Annotated in this window: 18 protein-coding genes and 3 pseudogenes; 13 read left to right on the top strand and 8 right to left on the bottom strand. The window is 70.9% G+C overall.

The window, feature by feature from the left end; translation table 11 throughout:
• Nucleotides 1-308: pseudogene (locus A5694_RS06200) on the top strand (PPE family protein); the annotation flags it as partial.
• Here A5694_RS06200 and A5694_RS22415 read toward each other — a convergent pair.
• Both A5694_RS22415 and A5694_RS06205 read right to left on the bottom strand, forming a co-directional pair.
• Nucleotides 260-550, bottom strand: a pseudogene (locus tag A5694_RS22415) (PPE family protein); the annotation flags it as partial. The pseudogenes A5694_RS06200 and A5694_RS22415 overlap by 49 nt on opposite strands.
• A 106-nt stretch (nt 551-656) precedes the next feature.
• Nucleotides 657-1,859, bottom strand: coding sequence for a JmjC domain-containing protein (locus A5694_RS06205; RefSeq protein WP_064920978.1), 1,203 nt, complete (start codon nt 1,857-1,859; stop codon nt 657-659).
• A gap of 154 nt (nt 1,860-2,013) precedes the next feature.
• On the opposite strand from A5694_RS06205, the gene A5694_RS24910 reads away from it, so the two are divergent.
• The gene (locus tag A5694_RS24910) at nt 2,014-3,555 is read left to right on the top strand and encodes a PGRS repeat-containing protein (protein WP_165604280.1); all 1,542 of its coding nucleotides are present in this window, start codon (nt 2,014-2,016) and stop codon (nt 3,553-3,555) included.
• Here A5694_RS24910 and A5694_RS06215 read toward each other — a convergent pair whose 3' ends face one another.
• Together A5694_RS06215 and A5694_RS06220 are read right to left on the bottom strand one after the other, a co-directional pair.
• Nucleotides 3,556-3,939 (bottom strand): nitroreductase family deazaflavin-dependent oxidoreductase, encoded by a 384-nt coding sequence (locus tag A5694_RS06215; protein WP_064920979.1) that lies wholly within the window; start codon nt 3,937-3,939, stop codon nt 3,556-3,558.
• 48 nt (nt 3,940-3,987) lie between these two features.
• Nucleotides 3,988-4,566 (bottom strand): TetR/AcrR family transcriptional regulator, encoded by a 579-nt coding sequence (locus A5694_RS06220; RefSeq protein ID WP_165604281.1) that lies wholly within the window; start codon nt 4,564-4,566, stop codon nt 3,988-3,990.
• An 82-nt stretch (nt 4,567-4,648) separates the two neighbouring features.
• Here A5694_RS06220 and A5694_RS06225 point away from each other — a divergent pair, with 82 nt between their 5' ends.
• From A5694_RS06225 to A5694_RS06260, 8 genes are all read left to right on the top strand, one after another.
• Nucleotides 4,649-5,923 (top strand): flavin monoamine oxidase family protein, encoded by a 1,275-nt coding sequence (locus tag A5694_RS06225; RefSeq protein WP_165604282.1) that lies wholly within the window; start codon nt 4,649-4,651, stop codon nt 5,921-5,923.
• Between the two features lie 31 nt (nt 5,924-5,954).
• Nucleotides 5,955-7,286, top strand: a complete 1,332-nt coding sequence (hemL, locus tag A5694_RS06230) for a glutamate-1-semialdehyde 2,1-aminomutase (protein ID WP_064920970.1) — start codon at nt 5,955-5,957, stop codon at nt 7,284-7,286.
• A complete protein-coding gene (locus A5694_RS06235; protein WP_064920971.1) occupies nt 7,286-7,888 on the top strand; it encodes a histidine phosphatase family protein in 603 nt (200 codons plus the stop codon). Before hemL ends, A5694_RS06235 begins: the two co-directional genes overlap by 1 nt.
• 2 nt (nt 7,889-7,890) lie before the next feature.
• Complete coding sequence (locus tag A5694_RS06240) at nt 7,891-8,481, top strand: TlpA disulfide reductase family protein (protein WP_064920972.1); 591 nt, start codon at nt 7,891-7,893, stop codon at nt 8,479-8,481.
• Nucleotides 8,478-9,257, top strand: coding sequence for a cytochrome c biogenesis CcdA family protein (locus tag A5694_RS06245; RefSeq protein WP_064920973.1), 780 nt, complete (start codon nt 8,478-8,480; stop codon nt 9,255-9,257). The genes A5694_RS06240 and A5694_RS06245 overlap by 4 nt, the downstream gene beginning before the upstream one ends.
• Nucleotides 9,257-10,891: a cytochrome c biogenesis protein ResB gene (gene resB, locus A5694_RS06250; protein ID WP_207515932.1), complete on the top strand. Its 1,635-nt coding sequence runs from the start codon at nt 9,257-9,259 to the stop codon at nt 10,889-10,891. The genes A5694_RS06245 and resB overlap by 1 nt, the downstream gene beginning before the upstream one ends.
• Nucleotides 10,892-10,944: 53 nt before the next feature.
• Nucleotides 10,945-11,922 (top strand): c-type cytochrome biogenesis protein CcsB, encoded by a 978-nt coding sequence (gene ccsB, locus A5694_RS06255; RefSeq protein ID WP_064920974.1) that lies wholly within the window; start codon nt 10,945-10,947, stop codon nt 11,920-11,922.
• Between the two features lie 78 nt (nt 11,923-12,000).
• Nucleotides 12,001-13,359: an AAA family ATPase gene (locus tag A5694_RS06260; RefSeq protein ID WP_082952542.1), complete on the top strand. Its 1,359-nt coding sequence runs from the start codon at nt 12,001-12,003 to the stop codon at nt 13,357-13,359.
• Nucleotides 13,360-13,368: 9 nt separating this feature from the next.
• Here A5694_RS06260 and A5694_RS23120 read toward each other — a convergent pair whose 3' ends face one another.
• Complete coding sequence (locus tag A5694_RS23120) at nt 13,369-13,518, bottom strand: hypothetical protein (RefSeq protein ID WP_109535612.1); 150 nt, start codon at nt 13,516-13,518, stop codon at nt 13,369-13,371.
• 76 nt (nt 13,519-13,594) lie between these two features.
• Between A5694_RS23120 and A5694_RS06265 the strand changes: the two genes are divergently transcribed.
• Nucleotides 13,595-13,897: a DUF4229 domain-containing protein gene (locus A5694_RS06265; RefSeq protein ID WP_082952544.1), complete on the top strand. Its 303-nt coding sequence runs from the start codon at nt 13,595-13,597 to the stop codon at nt 13,895-13,897.
• A gap of 241 nt (nt 13,898-14,138) precedes the next feature.
• On the opposite strand, the gene A5694_RS06270 is transcribed toward A5694_RS06265, so the two are convergent.
• Nucleotides 14,139-15,017, bottom strand: coding sequence for a 1,4-dihydroxy-2-naphthoate polyprenyltransferase (locus tag A5694_RS06270; protein ID WP_064920977.1), 879 nt, complete (start codon nt 15,015-15,017; stop codon nt 14,139-14,141).
• Between the two features lie 15 nt (nt 15,018-15,032).
• Here A5694_RS06270 and A5694_RS06275 point away from each other — a divergent pair, with 15 nt between their 5' ends.
• Complete coding sequence (locus tag A5694_RS06275; protein ID WP_109535614.1) at nt 15,033-15,827, top strand: S-methyl-5'-thioadenosine phosphorylase; 795 nt, start codon at nt 15,033-15,035, stop codon at nt 15,825-15,827.
• Between the two features lies 1 nt (nt 15,828).
• Here the strand turns inward: A5694_RS06275 and A5694_RS06280 are convergent, their stop codons facing one another.
• Entirely contained in the window at nt 15,829-16,560 is a 732-nt protein-coding gene (locus tag A5694_RS06280; RefSeq protein WP_082952543.1) for a cutinase family protein, read from the bottom strand.
• A gap of 87 nt (nt 16,561-16,647) precedes the next feature.
• Nucleotides 16,648-18,120 (bottom strand): hypothetical protein, encoded by a 1,473-nt coding sequence (locus tag A5694_RS06285; protein ID WP_109535615.1) that lies wholly within the window; start codon nt 18,118-18,120, stop codon nt 16,648-16,650.
• 120 nt (nt 18,121-18,240) lie between these two features.
• Here A5694_RS06285 and A5694_RS23960 point away from each other — a divergent pair.
• Nucleotides 18,241-19,348 (top strand): annotated as a pseudogene (locus tag A5694_RS23960) (hypothetical protein); the annotation flags it as partial.

Here is a 19,348-nt window from a genome sequence, read left to right on the forward strand (position 1 = left end):
ACGTGCCCTACCTGGCCTGGCTGACCAAGGCCGGCGCCGACGCCATGACGCTGGCCCGCCAGCACCAGACCGCCGCCACGGCCTACACCTCCGCGCTGGCCACGATGCCCACCCTGGCCGAGCTGGCCGCCAACCACGCCGTCCACGCGGTGCTGGTGGCGACGAACTTCTTTGGGGTCAACGCGATTCCGATCGCCGTCAACGAGGCCGACTACACCCGGATGTGGGTGCAGGCGGCCACCACGATGTCGACGTATCAGGCGGCGGTCTGGTGCTGGCGGGCCAGCGTCATGGCGTCGGCGCCGGCCTTGGTCAGCCAGGCCAGGTAGGGCACGTTGGCCGCCACATAGGATTCCGCGCTCGGCCCCTGCCAGGATCCGGCCTGCACCGCCGAGAGCAGCGTGGACAGTTCCTGCGCCACCGCGGTGTACTCGGTGCTCAACGCGTCCCACATCCCGGCGGCCGCCAGCAGTGGCCCCGCGCCCGGACCGCTGCTCAGCAACGCCGAGTGCACCTCCGGTGGTGACGCCATCCAGATTGGCTCCGTCATCGCCGCCTTCCCGCGTTGGATGTACGGAGCTTACATCCTCAAATCTCGATTATTCCCTTTGGAAGTTTCCTCGGAATACGGATACTTGCCCGCGGATTCTCCGCATTTATGGACTCGATGATGCCTCGGCGACGTCCGGGCGCACCAGGAAGCCGCTCATGATCAGGCTGCGGGCCAATTCGATCTGTTGGGCGGCGGCCAGCCCAGGCAGTTCGCCGATCCGAAACGGCTCGGTGCGTGCGGACAGGAACCGCATCGCGGCCTCGTGGTCCGGGCGGGCGCTGACGATCAGCTGGGCGAACTGCAGGCCCACACCGTCGGCGGTGGTGGTCACCCGGGAGTACAGCGGGTGCTGCTTGCACACCAGCGTGTCGGTATCGAGGCCGACGGTGTCGTCGACCTGCCCGACGACCGGGCAGCGGGCGCGGCGTACCAGGAAATCCTGCATGGCGCCCAGGCCTTCGGCGAGGGCGTCGGACGCCTCCATGGCGGCCAGCGCGTCCCGGATCGGCGGGCCCAGGCTGGCGCGCACCTGCGGGTCGTCCAGATGTCGTGCGGGCAACCGGGTGTGCACCGCGTCGTTGCGCAGGCTCAGCAGGTGCAGCGTGTGGGTCAGCAGCGTGAGCACCGTCGGAACGTGCAGTCCTACCGTCAGGTGCACCGAGGGCTCCGAGGTCGTCTCGGCCGAATGCACCCGGCCCCGGGGCAGATACAGGGTGTCCCCGGCGGCCAGCTGCAGGCTGGTCGGTGCCGGCAGGCCGGCCGGGTCGACCTCGTGCATCTGCTGCATCCGGTGTGGCGGTATCGGATCGTCGCCGTAGAAGTACCAGGTCTTGTTGCCGTGGATCTGCAGCACCAGCACGTCGTGGTGGTCGTAGTGCGGCAGGAAACCCGTCGAGGCCGGCGGGGTGAGGTAGGCGTTGACGTGCGTCGGGAAGTTCAGCTCCACCTCGACCCCGTGGGTCAGCGTCGACATCGGCCGCAGGTACTTCTGGATGTTGTTGCAGATGATCGTGTAGCCGCGGTCTGACTCGGCGTGGATGCGGGCCAGGTCCAGGGTGCCGTCGGCGCGCGTGTAGTGCTGCGGCGCCAGATGGTCGGCCCCGCGCACCAGGCGCACCGCCGACGGTTCGGTGCGCAGCGCTTCCAGCAGCTGCGAGGCCGATGACGGCCCGGCCAGCGCGTCGAAGTAGTCGGCGCGGTCCCGGGCGATGTGGTGCGGCGCGGCGCCCCACAGCTCATCGAGGAAGGTCTGCACCGTCACCGGTGCCAGCAGCCAGGCGAGCGGGGATTGCGAGCCGGCCGTCACCGGCACAAAATACACCCGGCGCCCGGCCTCGTCAGCAGCTGACCGCCACTGGTAGGTGCGGCGAGTATCGAACTGTGGACCCGCACATGCCCAACGACCTTCGGTCAAATATCCGTAGTTGTGGAATACCCATCCGGCTGGATAAGTTCGGTGGATGCCTGCTCGTCGCGCTGTGAACCCGAACCCCTTTCGTGCCGTCGGCGCGGCGACGTCGGTAGGGACGTTCCTCGCGCTCGGGCTGAGCCCACTGACCGCCGCGCCGGCGCGCGCGGACGTCGATGAGCTGTTCTCCCTCGACCCGTTGATGGACGCCTTCGCTGCGGCCGATCCGGCGCCGGCGGTGGACACTCTCGACCAAGTCGGCACCGACATCTACACCTGGGCGTCGGTGGCCGAGGTCGTCTTCGCTGGGCTGATCCAGAACCAGCTCTACGCCACCATCCACGACTTGGGCAATCTGTGGATGATGGGCCCTGGTGCTCTGATCGACCCGATCATCAACCCGCTCTTCGCTTTTGACGGCGCGTGCGGCCTGATCTGCAACGGTGTCGATGGCACCGTGGATCACCCGGACGGCGGCGACGGCGGCTGGCTGTTCGGTGACGGCGGCAACGGCTACGGCGCCGGCAGCGACGAGAACATCGCCGCGGGCGTGGTCGGCGGCCACGGCGGTAACGCCTTCATGATCGGCAACGGCGGCTGGGGCGGCGACGGCGGGGCCGGCGCCGACGGCGGCGACGGCGGAACCGGTGGCTGGCTGCTGGGCAACGGTGGGGAAGGCGGCTGGGGCGGCGACGGCCTGGACAGCATCTCGGGCACTGCGGGTAACGGCGGTGACGGCGGGCTCGGCGGGGAGGCCATCTCACTGTTCGGCGCCGGCGGTCGCGGCGGCGACGGCGGTGACGGCGGCTGGGGCAATGGCGGCGGTAATGGGGGCAACGGCGGCAACGCCGGCGACGGCGGCAACGCGGTGGCCGGCTTCGGCGGCCCGGGCGGCTCCGGCGGTTACGGCGGCAATGGCGGTGCCGGCACCGCCGACCACCCCAGCGGTGGTAACGGCGGCGACGGCGGGGCGGCCGGTAACGCCGGCGACCTGGTGTTCATGGGCAATGCCGGGCCCGGGGGATTCAGCGCGCCGGGCGGCAACGGCGGCGACGCGCTGGCCGGCTCCGACGGCAACGGCGGTAACGGCGGCCACGGCGGTGCCGGCGGCTCGGGCGGCTACGGCGGTGTCCCCAGCCATGGCCGGGTGGGCGGTGCCGGCGGAAACGGCGGTGCGGCCGGGTCGTGGGCCGGTACCGCGGGCAACGGCGGCGATGGCGGCGCTGGCGGTCAGGGGCAACTCGGCCACCCGACCGCCGGGGAGAGCGGCGGCGGTGGCAAGGGCGGCACGGGTGGCGCCGGCGGCGCCGGCACGGCCGGCCATCCCGACGGCGGTGCCGGGGGCGCGGGAGGCAACGGGGGCGACGCCGGCGACGGTGCGGCCGCGGTTGCCGGTGGCGCCGGTGGCACGGGCGGTGCCGGCGGTGCGGCGGCGGCCGGGGGATCGGTCGGCCCGGGTGGCCACGGCGGTGACGGCGGTGACGGCGGCAACGGCGTCGAGGCCGGAAAGGCGGGCGCCGCCGGTGCCGGTGGGGCCGGAAACCCGACCGGAGCGCCGGGGCAGCCCGGCAGCCCCGGCACGCCAACCGGGTAGTCAGCCGGCGCGGTCCAGCAGCACCGCCTGCTCGAAGGGCAGCCGCGCAAACGCGCGGCGACCGAACCCGGTGACGTGCGCCGCCGCCTCGTCCCTGCTCACCACCCGTGGATTGGTGACGGCGAAGGTCTTGCCGTGCCGGCGCAGCTTGGCGCCGCCGGCGGCGGTGATGTTCTTCAGCCAATCCCGGTCCGGGCCGTAGGTGAGCAGGATCGCCACGCCGTCATCGGTGCTGAAAACGGTCAATGGCGTCCGGAAGGGCTTGCCGGAGCGGCGGCCGACATGCTCGAGGATGCCGAAGGACGGCGCCCAGCCGGCCCACATCCGCTGGATCGGGTTCGTGACGTGCCGGTTAAAGCGGGCCAGACGTTGCGGTAGTTGCATGAGGGCCATCCAACTCCGGGGGCGCGGCCACCTCAACCCCTTATCCGACTACTCCGCCGCGGTGGCTCCGGTCAATCGGCGAAGTGCCGTGGCGAGCCGTCGGGTGTCGGGAACGGCGTCGGGGTCGAGCAACCACTGGATCATCAGGCCGTCGACGACAGCCACGAGGACGGCCGCCAGCGCCTCGGCGTCGGGCCCATCCGGTGGGGCCGCCAATGTGTGCAGCAGCGCGGCTGCGCCGCTGCGGAATTCGCGGTAGTGCTCCGCGAGCTGGCGGCGCAACTCGGGGGATCGTTCGGCCTGGGACCAGGCCTCCACGTAGGCGACGGCGATGCCCCGTCCGCTCTGCAGGGCGCCCCGGGCGGCCCCGATGGCACTTTCCCACGGGTCGCCGGCGGCGGTGCCGGCCGGGGCTTGCCGTACCTGCTGCTGCCAGCGCCGGGAGCACTCGGCCAGTGCCTCGTTGAGCAGCGCCTCTTTGGAGTCGAAGTGGTAGGTGATAGCGCCGAGGTTGGTGTTCGAGGCGGCGACGAGGTCGCGGGCTGTGGTGCGCGCGTAGCCGCGTTCCTCGATGCAGCGCATCGCGGCATCGAGCAGGCGCTCTCGATTTCCGGTCCTGCGGGTCACGGGCGGCGGCTCCCTATTGACTGAGACAAATGTCTGATACGTTTGTCTCATGGGGTCGGAGGCCACTGTACCCCCCGTCGACGTGGCTGTTGTCGGAGCCGGGCTGGCCGGCCTGACGGCGGCTCGAGCGGTGCAGCGCGCCGGCAGAAGCGTCGTCGTCGTCGAAGCGCGCGACGAGGTCGGCGGACGGGCCTGCTCCCGCGAACTCGGCGGCCAGATGGTCGACTTCGGCGGCGAATGGATCGGACGGGCGCACCGGCGGATGCACCGCCTGGTGCGAGACCTGGGCCTCGACGTCGAGCCCGCGGCGAACCTCGGCCGGCCGGTACGCTGGCGCCTTCCGGATCGGTCGACCACCGGCCGGCTGCCGCCACCGCGGACCTGGCCCGGGTTGGCCCGCGCGATCGGTCGCGCGGCCTGGCAGTCGCGCGGGATCGACCCCGAAGCGCCGTGGACGGCGCGCCGGGCCGCCGAACTCGACAACCGGTCCGTCGCCGGATGGCTCGATGACCTCGGCCTCGATACCGAGGCCCGCAACCTGCTCGAGCGGCTCATCGGCTCGTTGGCCTGCCAGGCGTTGGACGCCATGTCGTTGCTGCACCTGCTGTGGCTGCTCCGGATCGCCGGTGGCCCGGTCCGCAGCATGAACGCGACCTTTCAGTGGCGGATCCGCCAGGGCGCCCAGCAGGTCGCGCGTCGGCTCGCCGAGCCGCTGGCCGTTGTGTTGAATACGCCGATCGAGCGGATCAGCCAGGACGGTGCCACCGCAGCGATCCAGGCAACGGAGCTGTCGGTGCGGGCCGGCCGGGTAATCGTGGCGGTGCCGGTGACCCAGTTGCCGACGATCTCCTTCGACCCGCCCCTGCCCGGCGATCTGCAGCGACTACCCGATCTTCACATCGGCCCGGGCACGAAGGTGATCGCCCTGCTCCCGCAGGGCCATTCGGTGCGGCACAACACGGTGCTCGGCGGTGGGACCCTGTGGGGCGGGTGGCGACGCGGTGACCGGGTGAGCGGGTTCGTCCCGCCCGCCGGTGCCGATGCGCACGACGACGCGCTGGTCGCGGACCTGGCGAGCGCCTTCGACGTGCGGCCCGACCAGTTGCGATCCCCGACGGTGATGCGCTGGGCCGATGAGCGGCACATCGGCGGCTGCGACGCGGTGTTCGCCCCCGGCCAGGTCTGTGCCCTGGGCCCGTTGCTGGCCCAGCCGCACGGGCTGCTGGAGTTCGCGGGCGCCGAGCGCAGCAGTTGGCCCGACAATATGGAGGGCGCAGTGCGCAGCGGCGAACGCGCGGCGCGCCGCACGCTGGCGGCCCTGAAGGACTCGCGTCTTTCCACTACACCCCGTAGTTGACCGCCGGGGACCAGCTGGGACACTGAAGGCTATGCCCAGCACCGACCGGCGGACCGGGGCCCTCGTGCGCGCCTCGGCGAAGCTCTTCGATGACGCCTGCGCCGTGATTCCCGGCGGGGTCAACTCGCCGGCCCGCGCGTTCGCCTCGGTGGGAGGTACGCCCCGGTTCATCACCGAAGCCCAGGGCTGCTGGCTCACCGACGCCGATCACAACCGGTATGTGGACCTGGTCTGCTCCTGGGGGCCGATGATCCTCGGCCACGCCTATCCGGCGGTGGTCGACGCGGTCCGCGCTGCTGCCGGTGCCGGGCTGTCGTTCGGGGCGCCGACGGCCACCGAGACCGAGCTGGCAGCCGAGATCATCGCCCGGGTGCCCGCCGTGGAAAAGGTCCGGCTGGTCAATTCCGGCACCGAGGCCACCATGAGCGCGCTGCGGCTGGCCCGCGGGTTCACCGGCCGGGCCAAGGTGGTCAAGTTCTCCGGCTGCTACCACGGCCACGTCGACGCGTTGCTCGCCGACGCCGGCTCCGGGGTGGCCACCCTGGCACTGCCGGCGTCGCCCGGTGTCACCGGTGCCACCGCCGCCGACACGATCGTGTTGCCCTACAACGACATCGCTGCGGTGCGCGCGGCGTTTACCGAATTCGGCGACCAGATCGCGGCCGTCATCACCGAGGCCAGCCCCGGCAACATGGGCGTAGTGCCCCCGGCGCCCGGCTTCAATGCCGCGCTGCGGGTCATCACCGCGCAGCACGGGGCGCTGTTGATCATCGACGAGGTGATGACCGGCTTCCGGGTGAGCGCCAGCGGGTGGTACGGGCTCGATCCGGTCGACGCCGACCTGTTCACCTTCGGCAAGGTGATCAGTGGTGGGCTGCCGGCCGCGGCCTTCGGCGGCCGGGCCGAGGTGATGGACCGGCTGGCGCCACTCGGACCGGTGTATCAGGCCGGCACGCTGTCGGGGAACCCGGTGGCCGTCGCCGCCGGGCTGGCCACGCTGCGCGCCGCCGACGCCGACGTCTACGCAGCACTGGACGCAGGCGCCGACCGGCTGACCGCGATGCTGTCCGAAGCCCTGACCGACGCCGGTGTGGCGCACCAGATTCCGCGGGCCGGCAACATGTTCAGTGTCTTCTTCACCGAGGAACCGGTCACCGACTTCGCCGCCGCTAAGGCGAGCGAGACGTGGCGTTTCCCGGCGTTCTTCCACGCGCTGCTCGATGCCGGCGTCTATCCGCCGTGCAGCGCCTTCGAAGCCTGGTTCGTCTCTTCTGCGCTGTCCGACGAGGCCTTCGAGCGGATCGCCGCAGCGCTGCCCGCCGCCGCCCGTGCCGCCGCCACCACCGGAGAGCCGAAACCCTGATGCAGACCCGCGTCCACCTGATCCGCCACGGCGAGGTCCACAATCCGGACCGCATTCTCTACGGCCGCATCCCGGGCTTCCGGCTCTCCGAGACCGGCCGCGCCCAGGCCGTCGCCGCCGCCGACATGCTGGCCGATGCCGACATCGTCGCCGTGATCGCCTCGCCGCTGCAGCGGGCCCAGGAGACGGCCGCGCCGGTCGCCGCCCGCCACGGCCTGCCGGTGGACACCGACGAGAACCTGATCGAATCAACCAATATCTTTGAGGGAAAACGGGTTTCGCCGGGCGACGGCGCCTGGCGCAACCCGCGGTACTGGTGGCATCTGCGCAACCCGCTCACCCCGACCTGGGGCGAGCCCTATGCCGAGATCGCCGCCCGGATGGCCACCGCGGTGGACAAGGCCCGGTCCCGCGCCGCCGGCCATGAGGTGGTGTGCGTCAGCCACCAGCTGCCGGTGTGGACGGTGCGGCAGTACCTGACCGGCAACAGGCTCTGGCACGACCCACGCCGGCGGCAGTGCGACGTGGGTTCGGTGACCACGCTGATCTATGACGGTGATCGGCTGGTCGACGTCGACTACCGTGTCCCGTCCGGCGGCTGACGATGCGGGCGGTGCTGATCGCCGGGGTGGTGGTGGCCGCCCTGATCTCGGGCTGCTCGGTCGGCGACGACGCGGTGACCCACGGCGGCACCTTCGAGTTCGTCTCGCCCGGCGGCAAGACCGACATCTTCTATGACCCGCCGGAGGCCCGCGGTAAGCCCGGCCCGATCTCCGGACCCGACCTGATGGACCCGCAGCGCACCATCGGCGTCGACGACTTCGGTGGCCGCGTCGTCGTGATCAACGTCTGGGGGCAGTGGTGCGGACCGTGCCGCACCGAAATCAGCCAGCTGCAACAGGTTTACGACGCCACCCGCGCCGACGGGGTGGCCTTTCTGGGCATCGACGTCCGTGACCCCGAGCCGCAGGCGTCCCGCGATTTCATCAAGGACCGGCAGGTGACCTACCCGTCGATCTACGACCCGGCGATGCGCACCATGATCGCCTTCGGCGGCCGTTATCCCTCATCGGTCATCCCGGCGACCATGGTGCTCGACCGGCAGCACCGGGTGGCCGCGGTGTTTCTGCGCGAGGTGCTCGCCGAAGACCTGCAGCCGGTGATACAGCGGCTGGCTGCCGAGGCGCCGCAGTGAACGGCCTCACCGCCACCGCCGCCACCGGCCCGCTGCTGCTGGCCGTCGCGGTGTCGGCGCTGGCCGGTCTCGTGTCGTTCGCCTCGCCGTGCGTCGTGCCGCTGGTGCCGGGCTACCTGTCGTACCTGGCGGCGGTGGTCGGCGTCGACGAAAAACCTCCGGCTGATGCGCTGCAGCCGCCCCGGTCGGCCCGGTGGCGTGTCGCGGGGTCGGCGGCGCTGTTCGTCGCCGGGTTCACCGCGGTGTTTCTGCTCGGCTCGGTCGCCGTGCTGGGCATGACCACCACCTTGATCCGCAATCAGCTGATGTTGGAGCGGATCGGCGGCGCGGTGACGATCCTGATGGGCCTGGTGTTCATCGGCTTCGTCCCGGCGCTGCAGCGCTCACTTCGCTTCACTCCGCAGCAGCTGTCGACGGTGCTGGGCGCGCCGCTTTTGGGCGCGGTGTTCGCCCTGGGCTGGACGCCGTGCCTGGGGCCGACGCTGACCGGGGTCATCGCCGTCGCCTCGGCCACCGACGGCGCCGGCGTGGCCCGCGGGGTGGTGCTGGTGATCGCCTACTGCCTGGGCTTGGGCATTCCGTTCGTGGCGCTGGCGTTCGGGTCGGCCAGCGCGGTGGCCGGCCTGGGCTGGCTGCGCCGCCACACCCGGGCCATTCAGATCGCCGGCGGGGTGCTGCTGATCGCGGTCGGGTTGGCTTTGGTGACCGGCGGCTGGGGGCACTTCGTGGCCGCGGTGCGCGACGGGCTGGTCTCTGACGTGAGGCTGCCGATCTGATGAGTACCACCACCCCGCCGCACCCCACCCCTCCACCGCGAGCAGACGCGAAAGCCCCCAAAACAGGTGGTTTTAAGGGGCTTTCACGTCTGCTCGGCGGGGTTACCGCCAGGGGCCGCAACACCTGGCGGGCGCTGACGTCCATGGGCACCGCGCTGGTGCTGCTGTTCCTGCTCGCGCTGGCCGCGATCCCCGGGGCACTGCTGCCGCAACGTAACCTCAACGCCGCCAAGGTCGAGGAGTACCTGGCGCTTCACCCGGTGCTCGGACCGTGGCTGAACCGGCTGGAGGCGTTCGACGTTTTCTCCAGCTTCTGGTTCACCGCCATCTACGTGCTGCTGTGCGTGTCGTTGATCGGCTGCCTGACCCCGCGGACCCTCGAACACCTGCGCAACCTGCGCGCCCGCCCGGTCGCCGCGCCGCGCAACCTGGCCCGGCTGCCCAAACACGCCGAGACGCAGCTGACCGGCGATCCCGAGAAACTCGCCGCCGAAATGTCCGGGCGGCTGCGCGGTTGGCGGCGGATCACCCGCGCAGAAGGCGGCACCGTCACGGTGTCGGCGGAGAAGGGGTATCTGCGCGAATTCGGCAATCTGATCTTCCATTTCGCGCTGCTTGGCCTGCTGGCCTCGGTCGCGGTCGGCCGGCTGTTCGGCTACGAGGGCAACGTCATGGTCATCGCCGACGGCGGGCCGGGGTTCTGCTCGGCATCTCCGGCCGCCTTCGACTCCTTCCGCGCCGGCACCACCGTCGACGGCACCCGGCTGCACCCGATGTGCATCCGGGTCAACGACTTCGACGCCAACTACCTGGTCTCCGGGCTGGCCACCTCGTTCACGGCGCACATCGACTACCAGGCCGGCGAGGACCTGCGCGCCAACCGGTGGCGCCCGTATCTGCTGGAGGTCAACCATCCGCTGCGGGTGGGCGGCGTCCGGGCCTACCTGCAGGGGCACGGCTACGCCCCCAGCTTCACGGTGATCTTCCCGGACGGCCAAACCCGCACCCAGACCGTCCAGTTCCGCCCGGACGACCCGTTGACCCTGCTGTCGTCGGGGGCGGTACGGATCGACCCCCCGGCTGGGACCTATCCCGACGCCACCGAACGCCGCAAGCACCAGATCGGGATCCAGGGGCTGTTCGCGCCGACCGCGGAGTTCGACCGCGGGCTGCTGTCGTCGCGGTTCCCGGCGCTACACGACCCCGCGGTGGCGGTCGACGTCTACCGCGGCGACACCGGCCTGGACACCGGCCGCCCGCAGGGGCTGTTCACCCTGGATTCCCGGCTGATCCACCAGGGCCGCCTGACCAAGGCGGCCCGGTCCAACCTCAAGCCCGGTGAGGAGATCCGCCTCGACGACGGCACCCGGGTGCGCTTCGACGGCGCCGTGCCGTTCATCAACATCCAGCTGTCGCATGATCCGGCCCAGGTCTGGGTGCTGGTGTTCGCAATGACGATGATGGCCGGCCTGGTGGTCTCCCTGGTGGTGCGCCGGCGCCGGGTCTGGATCCGGATCACGCCCGCCGCCGGTACGGTGAACGTCGAGCTGGGCGGGCTGGCGCGCACCGACAACGCCGGCTGGGGTGACGAGTTCGAGCGATTGAGCGCGCGGTTGTTCGGCAAGGAGAGCTAGATGAACCCCGCTGTCGACGATGCGGAGCGCAGCGACGAGGAGGAGCAGCGGCCATGAACACAAGTCACATCGACGTCGGGCTGGCCCGCTATTCCGACTGGGCGTTCACCTCGGCGCTGATCGTGCTCGTCATCGCGCTGCTGCTGCTGGCCGTCGAACTGGCCTACAGCCGTGCCCGCAGGCCCGCCGAGGCCGAGCTGGTGGCCGCCGGGGCGGTGCGCGCCGACAGCACCACCCCCGGGGTGGTGGCGCCGGCGGCGCGGCGGCCGCTCGGTGAGCGGGTGGGTCGCGCCGGGCTGGCGCTGGTCTACCTGGGCATCGCCCTGCTGCTGGCCTGCATCGTGTTCCGCGGCGCCGCCACCTTGCGCCCGCCGTGGGGCAACATGTACGAGTTCATCAACCTGACCTGCTTCTCCGGGCTGGTGGCCGCCGCGGTCGCGTTGCGCCGTCCGCAACACCGCAGCCTGTGGGTGTTCGTGCTGCTGCCGGTGCTGATCCTGTTGACGGTCTCCGGGCGCTGGCTCTACGCCACCGCCGCACCGGTGATGCCGGCGCTGCAGTCCTACTGGCTACCGATCCACGTGTCGGTGGTCAGCATCGGCTCGGGGGTGTTCCTGGTGGCCGGCGTGGCCAGCATTCTGTTCCTGGTGCGGTCGTCGCGGTTGAGTGACCCCGAGGCGCCCGGCGCGCTGGCCCGGATGGTGCGCCGGCTGCCGGACGCGCAAACCCTGGACCGCATCGCGTATCGGACGACGATTTTCGCGTTTCCGGTGTTCGGCTTCGGAGTGATCTTCGGCGCAATCTGGGCCGAAGGTGCGTGGGGCCGCTACTGGGGTTGGGACCCCAAGGAGACGGTGTCGTTCGTCGCCTGGATCATCTATGCCGCCTACCTGCATGCCAGGTCGACGGCCGGGTGGCGCGACTACAAGGCGGCCTGGATCAACGTGGCCGGCTTCGTGGCCATGATCTTCAACCTGTTCTTCGTCAATCTGGTGACCGTCGGACTGCACTCCTATGCCGGGGTCGGCTAACGCTGCTGACAGATACGCTTAGGTCGCCTGCGCTACCCTGCGCTTACAGACGTCCACCGACTCGACCCAACCACCGTGATGGGGGAGATATCAGTGTCTGACCATGCACCGGGTGATGCCACCCAGGGCCACGACATGACGGATCATCCGACCACCCAGTTCCGGCCGTACCAGCAGGTCGCCGGAGCTGACGACACGCCCGCCGGCACCCCTGCCGTCAACCCCGACACCGGGTCGTTCAACCGGCAGGCCGACGCCGCGGAAGGCACCGAAACTTCGGCGACCAGGTCTTTCGGGGGCTTCCGCACCGAGCGCCGGTTCTCCGAACCGCTCGACCCGTGGCCGTCACCCGGGGAGACCCAGGCCCAGCAACAGCAGTGGAACCCCGGCCCGGCGACCTGGGTCCCGCAGCCGATGGAGAACCCGGCCCCGGTCTACTACGGCGGCGCCCCCAGCGGCGGGAACGCCCCGTATCGGCCCGCGGAGCCCATCGCGCCGTTCTCGGACCTGTCCACCACGTCGCTGTTGCGGCAGGTCAAACCGCCGCCGACGTCCGGCTGGCGCCGACTGCTCTATGTGCTGTCCGGCCAGCTGATCAACGTCGGGGAGAGCCCGCGCACCGCGCGCTACAACGACCTGGTGGTGCAGGTCAACCGGCCGCTGCAGGGCTGTCACCGGATCGCGGTGCTGTCGCTGAAGGGCGGCGTGGGCAAGACCACCATCACCGCGACGCTGGGGGCCACGTTCGCCTCCATCCGCGGTGACCGGGTGGTGGCCGTGGACGCCAACCCGGACCGGGGCACGCTGAGCCAGAAGGTGCCGATGGAGACCCCGGCGACGGTGCGTCACCTGCTGCGCGACGCTGACGGCATTCAGCGCTACAGCGACGTCCGCAGCTACACCAACCAGGGCCCGAGCCGGCTGGAGGTGCTGGCCTCCGAGAGCGACCCGGCGGTGTCCGAGGCGTTCAGCGCCGAGGACTACGCCCGCACCCTGCAGGTGCTGGAGCGGTTCTACAGCCTGGTCTTGACCGACTGCGGCACCGGCCTGATGCACTCGGCCATGTCAGCGGTGCTGGCCAAGGCCGACACCATGATCGTGGTGAGCTCCGGGTCGGTCGACGGCGCCCGCAGCGCCTCGGCGACGCTGGACTGGCTGGATGCGCACGGCCACGAGGAGCTGGTCCGCAACTCGATCGCGGTCATCAACGCGGTGCGGCCGCGGGGCGGCAAGGTGGACATGCAAAAGGTGGTCGACCACTTCTCCCGGCGCTGCCGCGCGGTGCGCCTGGTGCCGTTCGACCCGCACCTGGAGGAGGGCGCCGAGATCGATCTGCTGCGCCTCAAGCGGGACACCCGCGAGGCGCTGGTGGAGCTGGCCGCCATCGTCGCCGAAGCGTTCCCGGGCGACGACCGGTTCAACCAGCACTTCGTCTAGATCGAGCCGCTACGGCTGGTTGTCGCCGTGGCTGAGCTGCCACAGGAAGTCCGGGTCGTCGTCTGGCCCGATGACGCGCGTCTTCGGCCGCGCCCGGCTGGCGCGCAGACCGATGTAGAGCAGTGTCCCCAAGGCTAGGACGAGGAGCAGGTAGAGCACTCGCGACACCTCCTGGCGCCGAATATACCGTTAGTGCCGCCGTACCCTCTGGGACCCGACAGTAGGCTTGGTGGACGTGACAGCAGGTGGTGCCCCATCGGGCCGTGCGATAGTCGATGTGGCCGTGTACGCCGCGGCGCGGCTGGGGCTGCTGATCGTGCTGAGCGCGGCGATCTACGGGGTCGGGCGGCTGATCGGGCTCAGCGACTTCCCGCCGATCGTGGCGGTGCTGCTGGCGCTGATCATCGCGTTGCCACTGGGCATGTGGGTGTTCGCTCCGCTGCGCCGGCGTGCCACCGCGAGCATGGCGTTGGCCGGCGAGCGGCGCCGGCGCGACCGCGAGCAGTTGGAAGCCCGGCTGCGCGGGGAATCCGACTGAGCCACCCGGCCTGAGCCACCCGGCCTGAGCCGCCCGCCCTGAGCCGCCGATGGCGCCTTTCCCCACGCGTCACGCCAGTCACTTGCGTACCGTGGGCGCGGGGGTGAGATGTTTCTCAAAACGATTGCGCCTGCGCTATCACCGAGTGGTGACCTCGGTGTTGATAGCACCTGCGATATCCGATTCAGAAAGATCCGCATGCCCCTGAGCTGGGGCTCCTGGGACTCGTGGGACCGGCTTGTCACGCCAGCCCCAACGCCACCGCCTCCACGATCGCCCACAGCAGCATCGCCAGCCCGGTATCACGCAGCACCGGAATCAACGCGGCGCCCCCCTTGCCGGCGCGCACCGGGGCCGCGGCCCGCACCGCCAGCGGCGCGGCGATCAGCCCGGCCGCGCACCAGGGGGTGGCCCGCATCAGCGCCAGCGTCAGCACCCCGGCCAGCGCCAGCAGCAGCTGAAACAACACCCGGGTGCGGGCGTCGCCCAGCCGCACCGCCAGAGTGATCTTGCCGGCCGGCTTGTCGGTGGCGATGTCGCGCAGGTTGTTGGCCACCAGCACCGCCGACGACAGCGAGCCCACACCGACGGCCAGCGCCGCCCCGACCCAGTCCACCCGCAGCGCCTGGGTGTACTGGGTGCCCAGCACGGCAACCAGACCGAAGAACACGAACACGGCCACCTCGCCCAGGCCGGTGTAGCCGTACGGCCGCGACCCGCCGGTGTACAGCCACGCCCCGGCAATGCAGGCCGCACCCACGGCCAGCAGCCACGGGGCGGACAGCAGCGCCAGCGCTAGACCAGCCAGCGCCCCCACCGACAGCGCGGTGATCGCCGCGGTCAGCACCGCTCGCGGGGTGGCCAGCCGCGAGCCCACCAGCCGCAGCGGGCCAGTCCGGTTGTCGTCGGTGCCGCGGATGCCGTCGGAGTAGTCGTTGGCGAAGTTCACCCCGATGATCAGCGCGACCGCGACGGCGAGCGCCAGCAGCGCCTTCCACCACACCGCGGCGCCCAGCCAGGCGGCCGCGCCGGTTCCGGCGATCACCGGGGCGATCGCGTTGGGCAGGGTGCGGGGCCGGGCGCCTTCGATCCACTGTGCAAAGCTGGCCTTTTGCGACATGGGCACGATCCTTGCATGCGGGAGGAGCACACCTTGCTGGGCGTGATCGGCGGTAGTGGCTTCTATTCGTTCTTCGGTGCCGACGCGCGCCGGGTGGCGTGCGAAACCCCCTACGGTAAGCCCAGCGCGGACATCACCGTCGGTGCCGTCGGCGGTCACGAGGTCGCATTCCTGCCCCGCCACGGCGAACGGCACGAATATTCGGCGCACACGGTGCCGTACCGGGCAAACATGTGGGCGTTGCGGACACTGGGGGTGCGACGGATCCTGGCGCCCTGTGCGGTCGGCAGTCTGACACCCGAGCTGCCACCCGGGTCGGTGGTGGTGCCCGATCAGCTGGTGGACCGCACCCGGGGCCGCGCCGACACCTACTTCGACGACGGCGGTGTGCACGTCGAATTCGCCGATCCGTACTGCCCGGTGCTGCGGACCGCGGTGACCGGCCTGCCCGACGTCGTCGACGGCGGCACCATGGTGGTCGTCCAGGGCCCGCGGTTCTCCACCCGCGCCGAAAGCCAATGGTTCGCCGCGGCGGGTTTCCGCCTGATCAACATGACCGGCTACCCCGAAGCGGTACTGGCTCGCGAGCTGGAAATGTGCTACGCCGCAATCGCATTGGTCACCGACCTCGACGCCGGTGTCGACGTCGGCAGCGGCGTGAAGGCCGTCGACGTCTTCGCCGAATTCCAGAAGAACATCGAGCCGTTGAAAAAACTGGTGCGGCAGGGCATTGAACGCGTCGACGAAGAGCGCACCTGCACCCACTGTCTGCCGCACGAGGGCATTCAGCTGCCGTTCGAGCTGCCGTAGCTCAGAGGTGGGCGGCCGCGTAATCGGCACCCTGCTCGGTCATCCCGTTGACGCCGTAGGACGCGTGCGCGAAGGGCGGCCCGCCGGCCGGGGCGCCATTGCAGATGGTGTCACCGTCGGCACACAGCTGCAGCGTCTTGGACGCGTACAGCGGCCCGATCCGGACCGGCGGTGCGCCGTTGGGCTGCAAGAACTCCGCCGAAGGCGTGCCGAACAGGACGACGGCGGCGACGTGGTTGGCCACCGACGCCGGCATCGGCCGCGGGATGAACGCGAGATACTCGGCGGGTACCTCTTTGGGAATCTCGGCCGAGGTGGTGTAGCCGGCCAGCGCCGCGCCCTGCGAGAAGCCGCCGAGCACCATCCGGGTGTTGGGGCAGTTCGCGGCGGTGTTCTCGATGTGGGTGGCGGCGTCGCGGATTCCGTCGACGACGGTGCGGGCGAAGTCGACGCCGCCACTGAAGTCGCTGCTGGCGGCATAGTTGACCGGATACACCTCATAGGTGCGCGCACCCACCTTGGCGTGCAGCGCATCGACGAAGGCTTGGCCGATGCCGCCGACGCCGGGTGGCTCGCCGGTGCCCCGCGCGAACACCACCTCCACGTCCGGGCAGGGTTGTGCCGAGACCTCCGCGACGCCCGGGGCCAGCAGTGCGCTACCGCATATCACCATCGCGGCGACCAGGAGCCGGGTGACGGGGCGTGCCGTCGTTGCAACGAGTTGGATGTTCATCGTGACCTCATGCGTATCGTCCAGCCGAGCCAGCTAAAGCGCAGTGTCGGCTACCCGGCGTCCTCGTCCGATAAACGCTGCGAGCCGTCAATTGCGGTGCGAGTGGCCGTGCATCAGCGGGGCGTCGCCGGCCGAGTCGCCGGCGCCCCGGTAGATCTTCGGCGCGCCGGCCGGGGAGGGTGCCGTCGAGTTCTCCGACCGGAAGATGCGCGGTGCGCCGGCGTCACCGGGCTTGGGCCGGTCGCCATCGGGCAGGGCCAGCCGGCCGGCGATGATCGCGACCACCAGGGCGCACAGCGCCAGCCCGCACAGCACCACGTCGAAGGTGCTGGTGATCTGCTGCGCGAGCCCGTTGCCATAGACGGGGTTCGCCAGCGCCTCGGCTCGCTGTGCCTCCGCCAGCCGCGGTGCCAGCCCGATGCCCACCACCAGGCGTGCGATCGTGAACCCGAACAAGACCGCAGCCACCGACCACAGGGCGGCCGCCGGAAGCGTCCGATTGCCCAGATTGATCCGCAGCCAGATCGCGACCACCGCGGTCACCACGTCGAAGGACGCCATCGCCGCACTGTCATACGGCGAACGCGGTAGATCCAGACCGGCGGCTACCGCGAGGTCGGTGATCCGCATCAATACCGAACCCAGGCACCAGACGATGATGAGCAGCAACGTATTACGCGTGGCGCCCAGCCAGGTCGTGGCCGATACGTCGCGCACCGCAGCCACCGCGAAGATCGCCGCCGCGGCCACCCACACCAGGTAGCCCTCGAATCCGACGCCGGCGGTGGAGGTGTTCTGCGCGATACCGTGAAATCCGTCGATGACCCGGCCCACCGGCAGCGCCCACACCAGTACCCCGGCCAGCAGGGTGGCGCCGCCGAGCAAGACCACACCGAGCTGGGAGGCTTTGTCGCGCCGCAGAATCCAGCGCGACGCGGTGAACACGGCGACCCAGGCCACCAGCCCGTACACCAGCGCGGTCACGATGATCGCGACATGCTGCGTACCGAAGTCGCCGGCCGAGTGCGCATCGGGCAGGGCGTAGCGCACCCGCCAATACAGATTGAACAACACGCTCAAGGCAGCGCCGACGATCGCGGCGTAGCCAAGGACCCGGGCCCCGCGCTGCCAGAACCGGACCGGTCCGGCGAGCACTGGCTGCCCGGCGAGTAAGGCACCGGTGGCCCCTAGCCAGGCCCCCGGTCCCACACCGCCCGGCGGACGGGAGCTGCCGCCGAAGCGGATGGTTTGCACGACGTCGGCGACCGCTACGGCCAGCACCAGCAAGAGGTACGGCGCGCTGAGCAACCGGCGCAGCCGCCCGGCGAGCGCGGGGTTGGCATGCCGGCCCCGCATCGCCCAGGGGCCGACATAGGTCACGACGACTGACCCCAGTGCGAGCACCGTTACCGCGGCCAGCACCGCCAGCAACCTGGTGTCGCTGCCGGGAATTCCGGCCCCGAAATACAGGCTCCAGGGCAACGCCGGGGCAGCGCACAGCAGTATCGCGGCGGTCACGTCCCGGCCGCTGTTCCAGCGCCTGGTCGACTCCGCGATCACCTGCTCACCATAACCGCGGGGCGAGGGTGCGCCGCTGATCAGCGACGTTCGCGCCGCCGGGATATTGGTTCGCGCGGCTAAACTGGCGAATCGGAGCCGGCGGCGGAAGGAGGCGCGCAGATGGATGTCGCGCTGGGCGTCTCGGTTACCGGCGCGCTGGCCCGCCTGGCGCTGGTCGAATCGGATGCCTACGGCGATGCCGTGCTCGACGAGTCGATGCTTGACCTGACGCAGGATCCGGTCGGAACGCTGGCCGAGACGGTGACCGGGACGCACCGGATGCTCGCCGACGAAGGCCATCGGCTGGCCGCCACCCGGCTGTGCTGGCCGGATCCGGAATTGCTGGCCGAACTTCGTCGGGCGCTCGCCGACGCGGGCGTCGAGAACGTCTCCGAGCAGTCTCATGCGCGCTCGGCGGTGGCCTTGGCGCGCGATGTTTCGGGTGACGACGGTGAAACGGCCATGCTGTCGCCGGCGGCGACGATGGCCGCACCCGCGGTGACGGCCGCTGAGTCGACGATGGCGGCGGCCGCGTTGCCCGATACTGAGACCGCGGACGCGACAGCCACCGCGGTGACGCCGGGGGTCGGCGGTGCTGAGCCCGAGCAACAGCTGGCGTACTCGCTGACCGACGACGACTCCGAGTTGCTGCCGGTGGAGTACGCCGACGATGACTACGACTACGACGACGACCAAGCCGAGGCCGCCAGCGGCGAGGTCGAGGCGTTGCCGCCGCCGGTGGGCCGCGCACTCCTGGTGGGCAGCACGGTCGGCGGCATCCTGGTCGCCGGCTGCGCCGCGTTGGCCGTGGCGGTGACGGTGGGCATCCGCCCGACAGCCGCGGCTACCCAGGTGGAGCCTCCGGTGGTCGCGCAACCGCTGCAGCCGCAGCCGGTGCCGGGCAACTTCCTGCCCGCATTGCCCGCCCCTAAGCCGGTATCCGCGCCCCCGCCGCAGGCACCGTTGCCCAAACCCGCTGTGGCCCCGGTGCTTCCGGAACCACCGGCTGCGGTCGCCCCTCCTCCGGTGGTGGCCCCGGTTGTGCCGCCTGCCGTGCCGTCAGCCCCGGCGGTGATCCCGTTCCCGATTCCGATTCCGATCATCACCGGACCGATTGGCGGCGGCGGCGGTGGGCGGGGCGGCTCAGGTAGCACCGGCTGCGGTCGCCCCTCCTCCGGTGGTGGCCCCGGTTGTGCCGCCTGCCGTGCCGTCAGCCCCGGCGGTGATC

Origin of the sequence: Mycolicibacter sinensis, from assembly GCF_001667945.1 — a bacterium.
Lineage (GTDB): Bacteria > Actinomycetota > Actinomycetes > Mycobacteriales > Mycobacteriaceae > Mycobacterium > Mycobacterium sinense_B.